Source organism: Spirosoma gilvum, from assembly GCF_054776815.1.
The window spans coordinates 198,205-215,486 of record NZ_BAAHBH010000015.1; the positions used below are offsets into that span (position 1 = coordinate 198,205).

The window sequence follows — 17,282 nt, forward strand, 5'->3', positions numbered from 1 at the left end:
TGCGACTGTTTTTTATACTTACTCATGGAGTAAAGCTATAAAAAGGCATAGCTAACTAAAACATCACCGACGCCCGTTTCAATTAAGTTTTACCTCTCTCTTTTCACTCACCTAATTGGATCTAGAAAAATCAAGGAAGATACCTTTCTAAAGGCCAAAGTTTAACAACTGACCGCCAAAGGAGCTAGCTATAGTATCTGTGGTGCGGACGCAACTGTCTTTGTTCGATTGTTGATAGGCAGTTTTACAAACTAGTCATAAAAATCGACCCTTCAGACATGCTTTATAACCTATGTGCGCATTAAAAGGGCACGAATGATAAAGGGTCATTTACTTTGTATTAACTATCAATTTAGATTTTGTTGATAGAAAAATTACTTAAGGTATTTAGATTTTTTTGATAGAAAAGCAGACTAATTTTATTGGTCTGCTTTCTCGTATGCCTTAATTTTTTAGAATTCCACTGTAGGAGTCATTTACTCTACTTTTGATCCGAATCAGTTCAAAATAATAAACAGCATTACAATGCCAAATACGGTGCTTCCATTAAACATCCCATTTTTGCCCACCTTTGAGCCACAATAGGCTAGTCTGAATACAGGATTTTGTCAAATAGATAACTTGATCTTGGCGTTCAACAAAAACTTGCTTTTCAGTATTAACTAGTTAACCAATGCCTCGGACCAGCTTTATGGGCAATTACTCTACTGTAGAGTTAATTTCCTAATCAGAAAGTTGAGCTATTTTATGGTAATATGAAAAGGGAATAGCTACGCAGCGTTAAGCTTCCAATATGGATTCCGATTAGCTAAACCGTTTCACTGCCAGTTATTAATTTGGCTATTGCCAACTGGCAGTTGATTCCGCTGAAAGGATTATCAACCACCTGATTTAATAATAGTTGATACATGTAAGTTCCCCACTAGCTTGCATAGTTAAATTTCCTTAGCTAGCCTCGTGCTGGCAACCTGTTTGAGATCTAAATAAGGAAGGCAAGGGGCCAATCTGGCCGTTGAGACTACCCACCGAGGTTCCCCTGGACCGCCAACCTAGTTTAGAAAACAAGCAGAACTGCACATGCTTATAGTATGCTTAATGAGTTCAATTGACTTTTTTGTCAAACGATTCAGATGACTAAGCCAAGACGCTCAGGTTCTGTAGTCAAAGCTATGAGTAGTGCATGCTTTTTTTCGCATCGGTGTCTGTTAATTTAACAGCTAATTAGGCGATTCCAAGCGCCCACAATACAGGAGAACATTTCCCTTACTCCTGTTTCCCTTCAACGGCTTATACCCCAGTTCAGTGACCATTTTGCCCCACTCACCTTAAATTTAGACTAGCTGAAAAAACCATAGGTTTACTTTACATAATGGATACAGCCTACCCATTCAACGGCTATTAGAAATACGATCAATCATTTTCTGCTTATGAAACGAATTTTATGGACTTTATTAATTTTCTGCCTCATTTTTTCAAGCGTTTACGCTCAATCACCTGATTTATCAGCTCGTGGCAAAGCAGAACTGAAAAAAGTGTCCTATCTAGCCGGAAACTGGAAAGGCAATGTTACCTACAGTGCTGGAAACGGCAAATCCATCACCATTTCTCAAGATGAGCACGTTGAGTTTAAGCTCGATGGTTTATTACTTTCTATAGAGGGGATCGGCAAGCAACAAGAGAATGTGGTATTTCACGCTTACGCCATCTTGTATTACGATTTAGCCACTCAACAATTAAAACTTAAATCGTTTCTTAAAGAAGGTTATGTAACGGAGGCTTATTTCAAACTATTAGCCGATAATCAATTTGAATGGGGCTATGATATAGCCGGCCGGGGAAAGAATCGATCCACTATAACCCTCGATCCTACAAATCGAACCTGGACTGAAATAGGGGAATATTCTTCTGACGGAACCAACTGGTTAAAAACTACCGAGCTTCATTTGGTTAAACAGGAATAAGTAAACCCAAATTCGTGCCTATTCATCTTTAAGTAATTATGGCTGTGTTAACTAAAACAGAAATACGCCAAAAGATGAAAGAGCTTAAAGAGTTATCTTTCGTCGGCGAATTAATATATGTTGAAAGCGAACAGGTTGTTATAATTACGCTAAACCCCCGTTTAAACCAACTACTGTCAGTTACCCGTTGCATCTGGACATTACAAATTGAGAAGTTAACGAAGGAGGCTATACACCAATATTATCAACAACGTGTGATTGATTATTTACAGGATGCAATCACACTGGCTAAAGAGCTTCAAACCGCAGACTACAAGAGGATAAGTTGAGTAAACTACCTCTTGTGATGCTTCAGCCAACTGCTTGAAACTTTCTGAGCGTGTCTTTTTGTGAGCCGATTCAACTTAAGTACAAGAGAAACGGTTACCCAAGTGAGGGGTAACTAGTTTTCCTACTTTCTTTTTCGCGTTTGGATTGTGTACTGGTCATTAAATAACCCGAACAAACACTTTAGGCTAACATTGCTTAAGACAAAGCAATAGTGTCAAACCAACGACTATAAATCGACCGCCTCCTAAAACCAATCGGTTCTCTACAGTCCTATGAGCATTCAATATGGTTTAGAACTGCCAAAGGTTATTAGACCACCATTTTCCAAGGAGTCCATCGGCTTAACTGTTGGGCCTATGTTGGTTTTTACGCTACTAGTTGCTGGCAAAACAGTAGCACTGATATTGCTGTAACTGGTCAAGTCAGCTCTACTGTCTACGTATCAAGCGTATAAGGTATGAATAATCAACGAAAAGAAATTACTCATGGCGTTAAAAGTGACAACAACCCATACCACTAAGGTACGACGTGAAATTGCATTCTGCTTCATGGTTACACTCGACGATAATACAGAAATCGTTACCCAATGCATATAGTCTCCTATAATCACATGATATCCCCTGCTTAGCCAATTGTCAACATCCTGGTTTTGGGAAATGAATGTCTATTGACTACTTAATTGGTTATATAAAGTAAAAGAAACAAAGTATTTCGTGGAGTTTTAATAGGAAATACCTCACTAAAACCAAGTTGTTTTTTCATAGTTACCTTTCTCCTAGCGCAGTATGTTACTTGCTACCCTATTTCGGAGTCTAATCAACCCGCAATTGATACTTGTCAAATCGGCCTTTCTGGACCTTTCGGGTAGGAATGGCCTCAAGAGGAACGTATACTTATCGGTGACGTTACTTCTCAGTTTTAACGGGTTAATGACCAGGACGGCTTTGGGCCAAACTCTCCCTACGCCAGGAAACGAAAAACAAGTACGCGACACCGAACTAGCTTTTGCCGCTAGTATGCACGATCGTAATTTTACATCTTTTTTGACCTTCGTCTCGGACGAAGCAATTTTTATATCGGACGGTAAAATACTACGGGGGAAGCAGGAAATTTCAGCCAGCTGGCAACCATTTTTTAGAGAATCACAAGCGCCTTTTTCCTGGTCCCCTCAAACGGTTGTTGTCCTGGAATCGGGCAAATTAGCACTAAGTTCAGGTACTGTCCGTAACTCCTCGGGACAACGTATTGCGTACTTTTCTTCCATCTGGCGTTTAGAAGCGCCGGACACCTGGCGGATTATATTTGATCAGGGAACCCCAGTCAGTCCTCCCAATAAAAAAGACTAATGGTTAAGTGCATATTTGCCACCCGATACGGATCAACTAAACTAGTTCTAGGCAGCTTACGCAAGGACCTCCCTCATTTGAACTCCCAATAGTTTTCCAAGCTCACTGGCTAATATAATCTTGAATAAGAACGACGAAGGGGACAATTTTATAAAATTGGGAAGGTATGAGTGCTGTTCGGTTGCTACTTTTTGACCCTCACCCTATCGGGTTAGCAGGGTTAAGTCGTTTGCTTAACTCCTATGATTTTATAGATGTAGTGGCTACGGCTTCAACTACTAAACAAGCCTTAGCACATACTCGACTTTTTTATCCAGAAGTGGTCTTGTTCAATATACACGGAGCTGATCAACAAGCGGTTGGCTTTTGCAACTACTTAACAACTAGCTTTCCTGAAATCCGAGCGATTATTTTATCGAGTCAGTTGAATAAACAGTGTATTTTCGGTTTCATACAGGCCGGTGCCGTAGGCTATCTGTATCATAATGCGTCCGTGTGCGACTTAATTAAAGTTATTCAAAGCGCCACCAACGAAAAAAAGCTCTTTTGCAAGTGTGTAGAAAACGAACTGCTTAACGGGCTAACCTCCCCTAGCGTAATTCCCCCCCTTTTAACTACGCGAGAAAAAGAAATTTTATGTTACCTAGCCCAAGGCTTAACGAGTCTTCAAATCGCTCAGCATTTATTCATAAGCCACTTAACGATTGAAACTCATCGAAGAAATTTATTAGTAAAATTTGGGGCGACAAACGTAGCTATGCTAATTAAGCAAGCTGTCCTGTTTGGATTTGTTTAAGCGGGTTTTTACCAAGTAAACGAGAGAAACTGACTATTTGTAAAACCACTTAAGGGTTAGCCATCTAGAATTGGGCAATTAAAGCTAAGTAAGGTTGACAGTGCCTGGACTTTGCAACCTATTTTATGTAGGGTTATTAAGTCAACTGACCTAATAACCCTATTTGCTTATAGCTTAACGTAGGTTAAGCGTTTGATGGATATATTTTTATCATTCGCTGGATTGACCGACTCTTTCCACAATGCTCCATCTTTTGAGGTAAAGGTAAACAGTTTATCCCCGGCAGCTACATAAAGTCCATTTCCATACGCGGTATCATACAGGTAATCTTTCGTATCGACAGTAGGAACGGATTTAAACGCCATTCCATCGGCTGAGGTCCATAGTTTACCACTCCGACCAGTAACTACAAATTTACCATTACAAAATGAAACGGATTCGGTTCCCTCATCTTTAAGAATGGGATCTTCTACCCGGGACCAGGTTTCCCCTATATCCGTCGAAACGTACGTTCTAAAACTACCCCCGCACATGACTACCGTACTTTTACCATCATAGGCAACATCCCGGCACATTGCGGGAGGAGCGGCGGGGTGAAGAACCTGGCTTTTGCCCAAGGTAAGGTTACCTTCATTAAGTAGTAGAGTAGCTACTCGAAACGATCCACCCACTAGAATAAAACGATCCTTTGCAAACGTCACCCCGTAGTAATGCACAAAACGCCGCTCCAGTGTCGGATCCGGATGGGTAAAACTTTTCCGGTTCCCATCGGGATTGGTCCAGCGGGTCCAGTTCTCCCCATCCTTTGAAAATATGATCGTTTCTTTAGTTCCCACAGCGACAAACAATCCACCACCAAAGGCAATATCGTGAACCTCTTCAAACCAGCTTTCAGCCCCTGGTATTTTAATATCTTTCCAGGTTTTACCTCCATCTGCTGATGTCAATACCGTGTTTTTACCAATGGCGACAATTTTCCCGTTTCCCGCTGCGATAGCGTGTAAGGCTTCATCGGTAATCTTGTGATTAACGCTCCAGGTTTTTCCGTCAGCTGAACTAACAATGTACCCTTTGTATTCCCCCCCATAAGAACTTTTGGCCGCCCCGAAAAATTTACCCATCTGACCTTGAGCCAAACAAGTAGTAACAGCTAATAAGAACCCCAGTGTACTTTTCCCTAACTTAAACAGCGTATTCTTCATCTTCATTGGTTATCGTTATGCCTTACAACATTTAATTATTACCAGTTAGCAAAAATGAGAGGCTTAAGTACGGAAAACAATCCTCGAAAACCAGTATTTTCTAAAATAGGTCAATAAATTATGTGTAATCGTTATGTCAAATAAAGCTTTGTACTTGTTAAATAATAAACGTGTTTTAATCTATAGATCAGGTAAATATGGCGATGCATTTAAGCTATTTAAGGCGTAAAGAAAGTATTTTGTATTAAATAATATATAACCCGCCTTAGTAATAAATTTGTTTTATTGACGTGCATAGTAAACTGGAGTTAAAAAATCATTTTTAAAGTATACTAGGTATAGCTTAGAAATGATTTTTTAATTATTAATACATAACAGTCGTCTAAAAGAAATGAACTTTAACTAAAGAACATTAACAGATAATTAAAAACAAGGAGTTATTCCGAAAGCTTCTGCCGAATGCTTAGTAATCAATATCTACAATTAATAATTCTAGTAAATTAGCTATAATCGCTGTTTTTTGTGAGCAAACTTGAGCATAAGTCACAATCTATGTATTTATTATATAATCTTTCTGGGTCTATAGTCGTTTTCTGTCAAAAGCGCTATAGGTAAATAGTTATAGAAAAATATGGTCAAAAAAGTAAACACGTAGCCGCATCAATCAACCAAGAACACCAGTAGCACTTTGTTCAAAACTAGTAAATTATTTTTTCTTGACGGAGCTGTAAAGAGCAAGTTAGTTGGTACCCTTTCAAAATAGTCTTAAAAAAATAGCAGTCTTGACAAACTACTTATTAGTAAAGTTAATCTAGCCAAAATAAAAAAACGCCTCCGCTCTGATTACATTGATTTCTTAATTGAAATCAAGCACGTCATAACTACTTATAATCTACTCTATGCTAGTTTGTTTCTGGCTAACAACTGCATGTGGAGGTAATTAAACAATGGATCTGTGGACGTCCCCAGTAGTTGATTTGAGGATACTATCTCACCAACCCTTGTACTCTGTTAAACCGATTTGAGGGCAACAAGCTCCACCCATGGCGTTTGCGAATTCACTTACCGGAAACTTTGAATGCTTATAGTCAACTAGCGTTCTTACTGCTTCTTAAACGAATGAAGCCTGTTAACATTATTAGGTCTTAACTTGGAGGTAATACCTTTATTGAACGACAGTTATAAATAGAATTCATTGAGTCACATCCACTAGTTGAACGTAGTGTGTTGAGGGCTGTCCATTTGAAAACATTGACCCACGCTTTAACTCCTAAGTTCAATTGTCATTAAGCAAAGAAACGGTTGGGGCCCCAGTAATTTGTGAGGGTAGGTAGTAGACAGCCCAGCCCATACGCTACGAGTAAATTGAGTAACTGGGGATCGAATCCAAAATTTATTGGCGGAGAGGCAAGTTGCCAATAGAGTAAAAAGTCCACTATTCCCACGAGCAAACAACTTACCAAGGATGCCGTTAGCCAAGTAGAAAAAAACTGATTATCCCAATATTTAAGCACTAATTTTACCGAATACCACAGACCCCATTGCCGACTGACCCACATCATTATTTCGATCAACCTGTAGGTAGTCCTATAAATTAATGAGGGCAGGTTTAGCCTTGTTGACTGCAGGGTATGCAGGCCTATTAAACCTAGTAAGCTAACGCTAATCGAAGTTATTAAACTAGCTAATACCCAACCCAAAAATAATCTATTGCGAAAGGAGGTAAGGAAACTTGTATTTTTACAAAATAAATATGTGAACCGGCGGCAAAACCAAGTTGTATCAAATCGAACAAAACATCCTGACGCAGGATTCACTATTTTAGTGAACTGTGCCGATTTAAACATAATTCTTAGAAAGATTTTTTACATCAGCCAGTGTGATGCCATCTTTGCACATAATCATTAGCCGTTCAATTGTATTTTTAAGCTCCCAGCCGTTTCCTAACCAAGGCAAGGTTTTTAGATATTCGATTGCATTGGCCTGGATAGGTTTTTGTCTTACAAGTTGATTACCCGTATAATCAGAAATAAATTTTTCAATTAGGAATGGAATATCATCCTGGCGCTCACAAAGTCTTGGCAAATCAATTGATATGACATTTAGCCGATGATATAAGTCTTCTCGAAAACGGCCTTCTTTAATTTCTGTGATCAGATTTTTACTTGTGGCTGAAATGATTCGGGCGTTAACTTTTAATTCTAAATTGCTTCCCAATCGTTTTATTTTATTTTCCTGTAGCACTCTTAATAACTTGGCCTGCACTACTAGATTCAATTCACCGATCTCATCAAAAAAAAGGGTACCTGAATCCGCTTGTTCAAATTTTCCTATGTATGTTTTTATAGCTGAGGTAAAGGCGCCTTTCTCGTGGCCAAACAGTTCACTTTCAACCAAATCTGTCATTAAATTTGCGCAGTCCACCACCACCAAGGGCCCCTTTACACCTGAGTGTTGATGAATCTGGTTGGCAACAATCTCTTTTCCAGCTCCACTGGGTCCGGTGATCAATACTTTTGCATTAGTTGGCGCAACCATTTCAACTAAATTCTTAACCCGTTTCATCGCCTCGGACTGCGCAATAATTTCATCACCAATTATTGGGCTCCATTCTTTAGAATTCCGCTCAACAAGGGGCAGTGCAGAACGAATGGCCCTCATTAATTGGTTTAATGAGGGTGGCTTCTGTAGATATTCGTAAGCTCCACTTTTAATATATTCGACTATCTGTGAGGAGTCGGTTGAGGAGGTAAGGACAATAAATTGGGGGGGATACTCTACTTGTTTTCCCTCGACAATCAATCGTAAGCCACTGAGTTTAGGTAGCGCAGCTTCACAAATGACAATATCAAACCGATCCACTTTTAAACGCTCTAATGCGGTTCTTCCATCATAAGCTTCCTCAACATCATGGCCCTCTATCTCAAGAATTTCACGAAGTGCTGCATTGATTTTTCGCTCATGATCAACAAGGAGAATTCTGGCCATAGTATGCATTTAATCCAACACAATACGCGATTGGCTGAGGGAAGACAGCGTCACGTTTATAACTTGAGTAAGGTTAATTCATTATAAACTGTAGCGCTTGGAAAATAGACTTAAAGGTGCATTTAGTAAACTGAACGGTGCTGTGGAGCTATTGAATTGGCAGAATACTTTATGATAGTACAATAATTTTACTGATGAGCAGTGTTTACCAGTAGATTTATGCATTTTTCTTATTGGCTATCTGTCTCCCTTTAGGGCAGTGCACCACCTAAAATTTTGTCCTAAAGAACTGGTGAAATCCATAAGCCTTATAGTACGCCATCGAACAAAACCAATAATCTTCACTCCTAGCTAGACTATACTAACCTGACACGAACCAGAAGCTATTGGCCATTAGAAAAAAGGGTTACAGGCAAAATTTTTCTACTGAGATGAGCCGATAGCGATGTTCTGAACGGGCAGGTTTTGACTCTTATGCCATCTGAGCGGGTAGTCCGAAAATGGTCAAAGCCTAGTTAGACCAAAGATGTCTGTATATTCTCGCAGCCTTACGGTAGTATTTGGGAAGTATCTAGAATAACTAGCAGAAGTTACCGTTTAGTGTCTAGCCTCGAAGCTTAAGCTCGAAAGGTAATAAGCTGATTTTCTGTTATTTCAAAATAATTATCTAAAAGGATTGAACTGGCCTTTAGTTGTAAATATTCTTCCACAACTGAATCCGTGTTCCCAGTCCAACAACTATACAACTCAAGGATTCCCTTCTCAGATTCCGTTCTAATTAAGTTAATCAGTCTTGCTACTGAACGCTGAGCCCTAATCCAATCAGGATTCCCCGCTTGGCCAGCCGGCAAATTAAACCAACATGAACAGTTCGAATAAGAACCTACGTAGTAGATATATGGATTTGTAAATTTTAACCTCAAATTTTCTAGTTCCATCTGAGTTGGTTCCTCTAAATACAACTCCGTTTGATGAGTAGCTAATTCACTCGTAGGTTGCGGTTTAGTTGTAGCTATGTAAAGGCAGTAGCACATATCAAAAAGTGTTTTGTTCATTTAGCTGAACAGCAGGGTACATAAACCCTATTACCTGCTAGCTATAAGGCATTGCCCTAAGTAGTTAAGCTATCCCTTTAATTTCATTGGGTTGCATTATTACGTATTAGGGGTCTTCTAGTCGAACTCTAGGTATTATTTTTTTTTGTATCAGAAAAAAACTCTTTACTCATAAACACCCCGTTAAAAAAATCCTGTCCGTTTCCACGCCAATTCGAAATCATATATTTATTAGGTTAGGGGTCAGTAGAACCTTTAGTAGGGTTAGGTTAAATTTTTCAAAAAATGGAATCTTAACCAAGTAATCGGCCCCATACATTTTGGGGCCGATTAACAAATTATTAAACTCAATCGTCACTTCTTTTCCGGTACTGATTACTGCTTTTTATTCTGATTGATTCACCGTTACTTTCTGATAAGAATCTAAATGCAGTAGAGTGAGAAGTACGGCTCACTCTACCCATGAACAGCCTAAGAGCATGCCTTAAAAATAACGCGGCGTTAAAATTCGGTTTTTACCAAAGCCAAACTCATACCGAATCATAATTTCGTGTGAACTGGGCGCGACTACCGTCAAATTATTCATCGTTCGATCGTAGGCGTAACCAAAGCGAAGCTGATCCGTCAACTGCAGTTCCAACATTCCCACAATTGCATCCGTGGTGTAATTGCTCCAAGTGGATAATTGGTTGCGACGAATTGATCCGCCAATGGCAATGCGATCAGCCAACCACACGTTAATATTGGCATCAAAGCCCAGCGGCGCCCCTTCGGCAGCCCTGACCAGTACCGAGGGTTTCACTTTTACCACTGGACTAAGTCGAATCACGTAGCCTGCCGCCAAATACGCCTGTCGGCTCTGTACCGAACGCAAGTCGCCGGTATTGAGCTCACTAATCTTATTTTTGATCAACCTAGGAACGGATAAACTTAGGTAAGATCGATCATTACTTAGGTACACTCCCACGCCAAAATTTGGGAGTAATCTGGTAATATTCGTAGCAAACGCCGGATCGATCTGTGGTAAGCCATCCGGGCTGGTTTTTACATTGCCTAAATTCCATTGAAAACTAACCGCCCCTCCCTGGAGTCCTAGGGCTAATGTTGTTTTCTCGCCCGCCTTAATCCGGTACGCATAAGAGGCAAATCCACCCGCTTCCTGTAGTTCCCCAAACTTATCACTGTATAGCTGTAAGCCAAGGCCAACCCGCTCCTGTTGTAGAGGCATATCGATTGTAAAGGTGGCCGTTTGCGGAGCACCCGGCAAACCCATCCATTGATTGCGGTACAGGGCTGACATGCTTAGCACATCCCGGCTTCCTGCATAGGCAGGGTTAAGCGCTAACATGGTAAACATGTACTGCGAGAACATTTTGTCCTGTTGCGCCTGTAGGGGTAAGCAGCCGACCTCCATTATTAACAACAGGGTCACTGTCCAACATTTGATAAAAAACTGGTTTGCCATCGGGTTTATCGGCTAATGGTCATGTATCGTACGAACTTCTGTCCATCACTCGTCTTAAGAACATAGTAGTACGTTCCGTCAGGTACACCCGTACCTTCACCATTCAGGGTGATACCAGTGTTCGGCTTCCCATCCCAATCGTTCTTGTAATCCTCATTTTGGTAAACCAAGTTACCCCACCGGTTGAATACTTCCAGGCTCATCGTTAAACCCGCTACGCCACGAATGACAAACAAATCGTTTATCCCATCCCCGTTTGGCGAAAACCCTTCTGGAATGAAGATAGACAGCTCGGCATAGGGTATATATAGTGGAGTTGTATCCTGTTCATTGAGATCAGTTGGGTCATTATTGCCGTTCAAATCTGGTATTAATCCATTGGTCGACCAATCGAATACCGAACCCGTTTTGGCCTGGGCGGAAGCATAAACAGACGTATAGAAGGTTGTATTCCTGGCACTAGCCACATTGATCACAACCAGAATCGTATCAACTTGGCCAACGGCGAGTTTACTGGTTGAATCGCCGATCACTAAGAAAGGATCCGTTTCCCCGTTGAAGTGACCATTCAGTTTCAGACTACTTCCCGTCGATATTGCCACTGGTTGATTGACTACAGAATAGGTGGCACCAGTTTGGTTGTTAAATACCTTCGATAAGGAGTCGGTCAACGCAACATGGGTAAGTGGTAAGGCGCCAAAATTCTGGACAACCACTTTGTAGGTTACGTTGTAACTTCCGTTTGGCTGGCGTAACGTATCCCCAACCGCAAGCGCAACACCAATATGCGAGCTGGCCACGGGAGCTAGCAACGTAATGGGTGTAGGGTCATTATTATTGCGAGGATCTAAATCGTTGTCGGGGTCATCCTCGATGCCTGTCATTGAGGAATCCGCAACGACCACGTTATCGGGAGACAGCGCCGTCGCATAGGCCGAATTATAGAAGGTCAGTTGCTGGGCATGCCTCACATTTACCCGAACGGTGAAGTGTATACTACGCGTAGCTCCTACGGGTAATGTACTCAAGGAATCAACTAAGAGATTATTGAATAATCGTTGACCGGAGTATAATGTATCGGCTTTTAAACCCGCATCCGTCGCTAAAATTATTCGTTCGTTGACTTGTAATGCCCCCCCGCCAAAGGTTTGATAAAGGTTGTCGACAACTTGAACATTTTTCAGGGGTACGCTACCCATATTCCGAAGTTTTATCGTATAGGGTATATCATATACTCCCGGCTCTATAAGGGTGGGCGTCTCCACAAACTTGGTCACCCCGATTAATCCGTTTGGCAGGTCAAATCGTAAGGCGGTTGGTTCAGCGCCAAACGGGGTTGGATCGTAGCCTAAATTTGACAAATCGGTTACCCATCGTGAGGGATCATTTGGATGCGCTTGACCCAAAATAGATGAATAAAAGGGGCCGGGGTTAGTGGCTGGCTGCACCCGAACGGTTAGTAATACGGCAGCTTGCTCATCTGGCTGCAGGCTGCTTCCTTTGGCGAGCAGATTCACATCCTGACTACCATCAAAAGCTGGGTTCACAAGTAGATTGCTACCCGTAACAACCGCAGGCGTACCAATAACGGTGAACGAAGCAGGTGAGGGATACGTCTGCCGTAAACTATCGGTCAGCGACACATCCAGTAGCGTTTCGGAGCCAAAGTTTTTAACCGTTGCCCGGTAGGTAATTAGATAACTACCGTCAACGTCTGGCACCACCTTTTCAATGGCTAAAGCCACTCCCAATACTGAACCAGAACGTACCGTAATCGAATTCGAGGGAGCGCTGATACACTCTCTAAATTTACAGCGTGCATAGAATGTCTGGTTGGCTTGGGGCTGTACCACCAAAATCGGTCCTCGGTTATTACCATTTACGTCATTAGCCGACCAGATCACCTCGCCCGGACAACCCGTCGCCGTTAAGGAAACGACGCCAGACGGTTCGACTACCGTCGATGAGGCAACAATACTAGGCGCACCAACGGTAACAACGGTAACTGTATAGGGTAGGGAAGGCTGACTAACGCATTGATTTGTTTGGCAAATCACCGTATACGATGTAGTCACCGAAGGGGTAACAAAAATACTCGTCGTCGTTTCCCCCGTACTCCAGTGTGGTACACCCTGGCAGTTTGTTACGATTAATTTCACCTTTTCCCCCGGACAAATTAAGTCTGGACTGCACACGCAGCGCTGAATAATAGGCGTTGGCGTTGGGGTTACTTGTATCGTTATTCGGTTCGATTCACCCGTTGCACACTGGGCTCCTGTCTTACAGACGGCGTAGAAAACATTATTGGTGGGCGAAACGGTCACAGACACTACATTGCCCGTTAAACCGGGAACGTTCCAAATAACCTCTCCGGAACACCCCACTGCGGATAAGGAAACGACTCCATTACCACACAAGCTCGTACTGGACGCTTGGATAACGGGTGGCGTTCCTCCCGAATTGGTTACCGTAACGTGAACTTTTAGCGACGCATCACTTTCACAAGAGCCAATTTGACAGGTAGCATAATAGTCGGTCGATTCAACGGGTAGAATCTCAATGGATGCCCCGGTTTGAGTTGTCCCATGCCATTTGACGATGCCTTGACAACCTGATGCGGTTAAGGTGATACGTTCGCCACTGCAGATGAGCCTTTTACTTACCTGGATTTGGGGAACCATGGGGAAAACAACGGATACACTCACGGGCATCGAGGGTTCGCTCACACATGCTCCCTGTTTACACTGGGCCGTATAGGTTAAATTCGATGTGGGATGAACCGTTATCTGTTCTCCTATTTGATTGGTGTTCCAAAGGACAGTACCCGTGCAGCCCTCTGCGGTCAGTTTAACCTCAGCGCCAGCGCAAACAGCTGTTGCACTGGTTGACACAGAAGGCGGTACCGGTTGAGTAACCTCCACGGCGAGGGGTTGGCTTAGTGGACTTGAGCAGTCATTTTGTTTACAATAAACGGTATAAACGCTAGTACCCAGTGATGGTGTAACGACGATACTGGCGGTAGTAGCGTTCGAATGACTCCAAACAGGCGTCCCTTCACAATTGGCCACCGTCAGGGTCACCGATTGACCCGGGCAAGCGCTAGTTGAACTAGCAATAATGTTTGGTGTTGGAATTTCCGTCGTGATATCAATCGTTTTTTGGGCCGGTCTGCTAAAACAGTTCTCAACTTTGCAGACGACGGTATAATTCGTTTTAGCATAGGGCCTTACGACAATCACCCGACCCGTTTGGAGCCCTTCCGACCACACTAAGGTTCCCCCCTCACAACCGGCGGCGGTTAACGTGACCGATGTTCCCGGGCAAACTTTGGTTGCACTGGCCATGATGACGGGTGGTTGCGGATCCCGTACGATAATGGGTAACGTATTGGAGGTGACACTCCGGCATACGCCGTTGACTAGACAGCTTGCTGAATAGATCGTGGTTACTGCGGGGTTCACTTGGATAGATTGGCCCGTTTGCCCATCTGACCAGATAATTGTACCGGCTTGACAACCCGTTGCCCGCAAGGTGACAACATCCCCTAAACATATTTCGGTGATGGGACAAATAATAACGGGCGGGTCAACGGGTGGGCATACACAAGTAGGCGCCTGTATGGTCCGAACGATCGGGCTGCATCCTTCGCCCCCATAAACCGTTACGCTTACCGCTGATGTGGAAACGGGTATGGAGCTTAGTACAAACGCATTCCCGTTTCGTTGCAGATTGCCTGCACTGACAACGATCGTTGAGGCGTTTGAAGCAGTACCACTAACGCTATAACTGGTCTTCGCTTCATTACATACAGCTACCAGATTTGTTACTGAAGGGCCATCAGTTATGGTAACCACGACAGTAGCCGTCTCTGAGCAACTACCATTACTTACAGTTACTGAATAGGTACCTGAATTTTGAGCACGTACATTGCTAAGAATAGGGTTTTGTAAGTTGCTCATGAATCCATCCGGTCCACTCCACCGGTAGGTATCCCCTCCGCTGGCTGTCAAGGTAACACTGCTACCCTGACATACCGTAGAAGCCGATGCTCTAGCTACAGCCTGTAATGAGTTAATACTGACCGGAACGGTAACTTGACTGCTTTCACATTGGCTTTGCTCATCGTAACAGCTTACCCTAAAGTTAGTTGTTGCACTTACACTTGTTACTAAAGTTGTCCCAGTACCCATTAGGGTGCCGGATGAAGTATACCAGCGCGTTGTTGATAAACAGCCATTCGCAGATAAGGTAACACTACCTGGCCCACAGAGACTAGCCACAGGCACAGCGGTAGGTACATTAATCTGACAATTACAGTTGGGGGGTGATACTGTATGCTGAGCGTAACAGCTACATTCGCCTAAAGCTAGTATGTCTACTGAAACACCCGCAGGCACTCCACTCACTACAAATGTAGGAGCACTACCCGTAACCGTTCCCGTAGTGGATAACAAGTTAGTGACAGTTAAACTAGTGGTTACCGTAAAGGAGTAGGTCGCTTTGTCGGGTGAACAAACAGGGGTACTAACGACAATCGTTGGCTGCTGACCAATTGAAGCCTTTACCGGCACCCGGCTGCTCTCACAGGTAGGTGTTGCACAAGCCACATAGTAGGTGGTGGTGGCCGTTAACGAGGTTACATACGTCGGGCCACTGAACAAGATCGTGTTGCTGCTCGGACTGTCGTACCAGCGGGCAGTACCTACCCCACAACTGGCCGTCAGGCTCACTGTGCCACTTCCACACCGCTCGAAATTCGAGGCTACGGGCGTCGTCGCCAGACAGTCACAGGTGGGAGCGGTCACGGCCGTCGTACTACTACATCCGCTGGCATTGCTGGCCACCAGGGTCACACTCTGACCCACACTCACGGTGGCCACTGTGCCGCTGATCGTACCAGCAGTGGCCGGCAGCAGACTCACCGTCGAGCCAGGAGCCGCACTGAAGCCGATGGTGTAGCTGCTCAGGCTCGCCGTACAGGCCGGGGTACCCACCACAGCCAACGAGGGACTAGCTGGCACACTGATGTTGACACTGGTGGTTGAGGTACAGCCTGACAAGTTGGTTACTGTTACCACGTACGTGCCCGCATTGGCTGGGCTGGCATTGGTAATGATGGGGTTCTGAGACAGGCTGGTAAAGCTGTTGGGACCGCTCCAGCTATAGCTGGTGCCTCCGCTGGCCGTCAGGTTGATGCTCGAGCCTTCACAAACGGTGGTGGCTACTGCTCCTGCACTTGCCACTGGCAAGGCATTAATCACGGCGTTTACCGGCACCCGGCTGCTCTCACAGGTAGGTGTTGCACAAGCCACATAGTAGGTGGTGGTGGCCGTTAACGAGGTTACATACGTCGGGCCACTGAACAAGATCGTGCCACTGCTCGGACTGTCGTACCAGCGGGCAGTACCTACCCCACAACTGGCCGTCAGGCTCACCGTACCACTTCCACACCGCTCGGCAGCCAAGGCAACAGGCGTCGTCGCCGGACATACACAGTTGGGTGGGAGTACAATCTCAACGTCTTCGCAGAGACACAAAGAATGAGCTATAACAAAGACAGACCTATTTATAGGAACATCACTTACTAGATAAACTGTCCCATTATTGGTTAACACTCCATCAGTTACTTGCAGATTTGTTATATCTCCACTTGCTGTAAATGTAAAAGAATATGTACTAGTCGAAGAACAAACCGGTGTACCAACAAAAAGCTCAGGTTTAGCATTAATAACGGCGTTGACGGCTAGCCGGCTGCTCTCACAGGTAGGTGTTGCACAAGCCACATAGTAGGTGGTGGTGGCCGTTAACGAGGTTACATACGTCGGGCCACTGAACAAGATCGTGTTGCTGCTCGGACTGTCGTACCAGCGGGCAGTACCTACCCCACAACTGGCCGTCAGGCTCACTGTGCCACTTCCACACCGCTCGAAATTCGAGGCTACGGGCGTCGTCGCCAGACAGTCACAGGTGGGAGCGGTCACGGCCGTCGTACTACTACATCCGCTGGCATTGCTGGCCACCAGGGTCACACTCTGACCCACACTCACGGTGGCCACTGTGCCGCTGATCGTACCAGCAGTGGCCGGCAGCAGACTCACCGTCGAGCCAGGAGCCGCACTGAAGCCGATGGTGTAGCTGC

At 43.9% G+C, this 17,282-nt stretch carries 9 protein-coding genes; 4 read left to right on the forward strand and 5 right to left on the reverse strand.

Annotated elements, in window-relative coordinates; genetic code table 11:
* The first annotated feature begins 1,427 nt into the window (after positions 1-1,427).
* The 4 genes from ACYVFD_RS31165 to ACYVFD_RS31180 all read left to right on the forward strand — a co-directional run bounded on the left by ACYVFD_RS31165 (position 1,428) and on the right by ACYVFD_RS31180 (position 4,433).
* Positions 1,428-1,961 (forward strand): hypothetical protein, encoded by a 534-nt coding sequence (locus tag ACYVFD_RS31165; RefSeq protein WP_461094524.1) that lies wholly within the window; start codon positions 1,428-1,430, stop codon positions 1,959-1,961.
* 38 nt (positions 1,962-1,999) lie between these two features.
* Positions 2,000-2,290, forward strand: a complete 291-nt coding sequence (locus ACYVFD_RS31170) for a hypothetical protein (RefSeq protein ID WP_461094525.1) — start codon at positions 2,000-2,002, stop codon at positions 2,288-2,290.
* A gap of 930 nt (positions 2,291-3,220) precedes the next feature.
* Positions 3,221-3,637 carry a YybH family protein gene (locus ACYVFD_RS31175; protein WP_461094536.1) on the forward strand — a complete coding sequence of 139 codons (417 nt, stop codon included), beginning with the start codon at positions 3,221-3,223 and terminating at the stop codon, positions 3,635-3,637.
* A 166-nt stretch (positions 3,638-3,803) separates the two neighbouring features.
* Positions 3,804-4,433, forward strand: a complete 630-nt coding sequence (locus ACYVFD_RS31180) for a response regulator transcription factor (protein ID WP_461094526.1) — start codon at positions 3,804-3,806, stop codon at positions 4,431-4,433.
* A gap of 167 nt (positions 4,434-4,600) precedes the next feature.
* Here ACYVFD_RS31180 and ACYVFD_RS31185 read toward each other — a convergent pair whose 3' ends face one another.
* The 5 genes from ACYVFD_RS31185 to ACYVFD_RS31205 all read right to left on the reverse strand — a co-directional run bounded on the left by ACYVFD_RS31185 (position 4,601) and on the right by ACYVFD_RS31205 (position 17,241).
* Positions 4,601-5,635 (reverse strand): hypothetical protein, encoded by a 1,035-nt coding sequence (locus ACYVFD_RS31185; protein ID WP_461094527.1) that lies wholly within the window; start codon positions 5,633-5,635, stop codon positions 4,601-4,603.
* A 1,839-nt stretch (positions 5,636-7,474) separates the two neighbouring features.
* Complete coding sequence (locus ACYVFD_RS31190) at positions 7,475-8,623, reverse strand: sigma-54-dependent transcriptional regulator (RefSeq protein WP_461094528.1); 1,149 nt, start codon at positions 8,621-8,623, stop codon at positions 7,475-7,477.
* Positions 8,624-9,240: 617 nt separating this feature from the next.
* Positions 9,241-9,678 (reverse strand): hypothetical protein, encoded by a 438-nt coding sequence (locus tag ACYVFD_RS31195; protein ID WP_461094529.1) that lies wholly within the window; start codon positions 9,676-9,678, stop codon positions 9,241-9,243.
* A gap of 484 nt (positions 9,679-10,162) precedes the next feature.
* Positions 10,163-11,143, reverse strand: coding sequence for a PorP/SprF family type IX secretion system membrane protein (locus tag ACYVFD_RS31200; RefSeq protein WP_461094530.1), 981 nt, complete (start codon positions 11,141-11,143; stop codon positions 10,163-10,165).
* A gap of 5 nt (positions 11,144-11,148) precedes the next feature.
* The gene (locus tag ACYVFD_RS31205) at positions 11,149-17,241 is read right to left on the reverse strand and encodes an Ig-like domain-containing protein (RefSeq protein ID WP_461094531.1); all 6,093 of its coding nucleotides are present in this window, start codon (positions 17,239-17,241) and stop codon (positions 11,149-11,151) included.
* Positions 17,242-17,282: the final 41 nt, after the last annotated feature.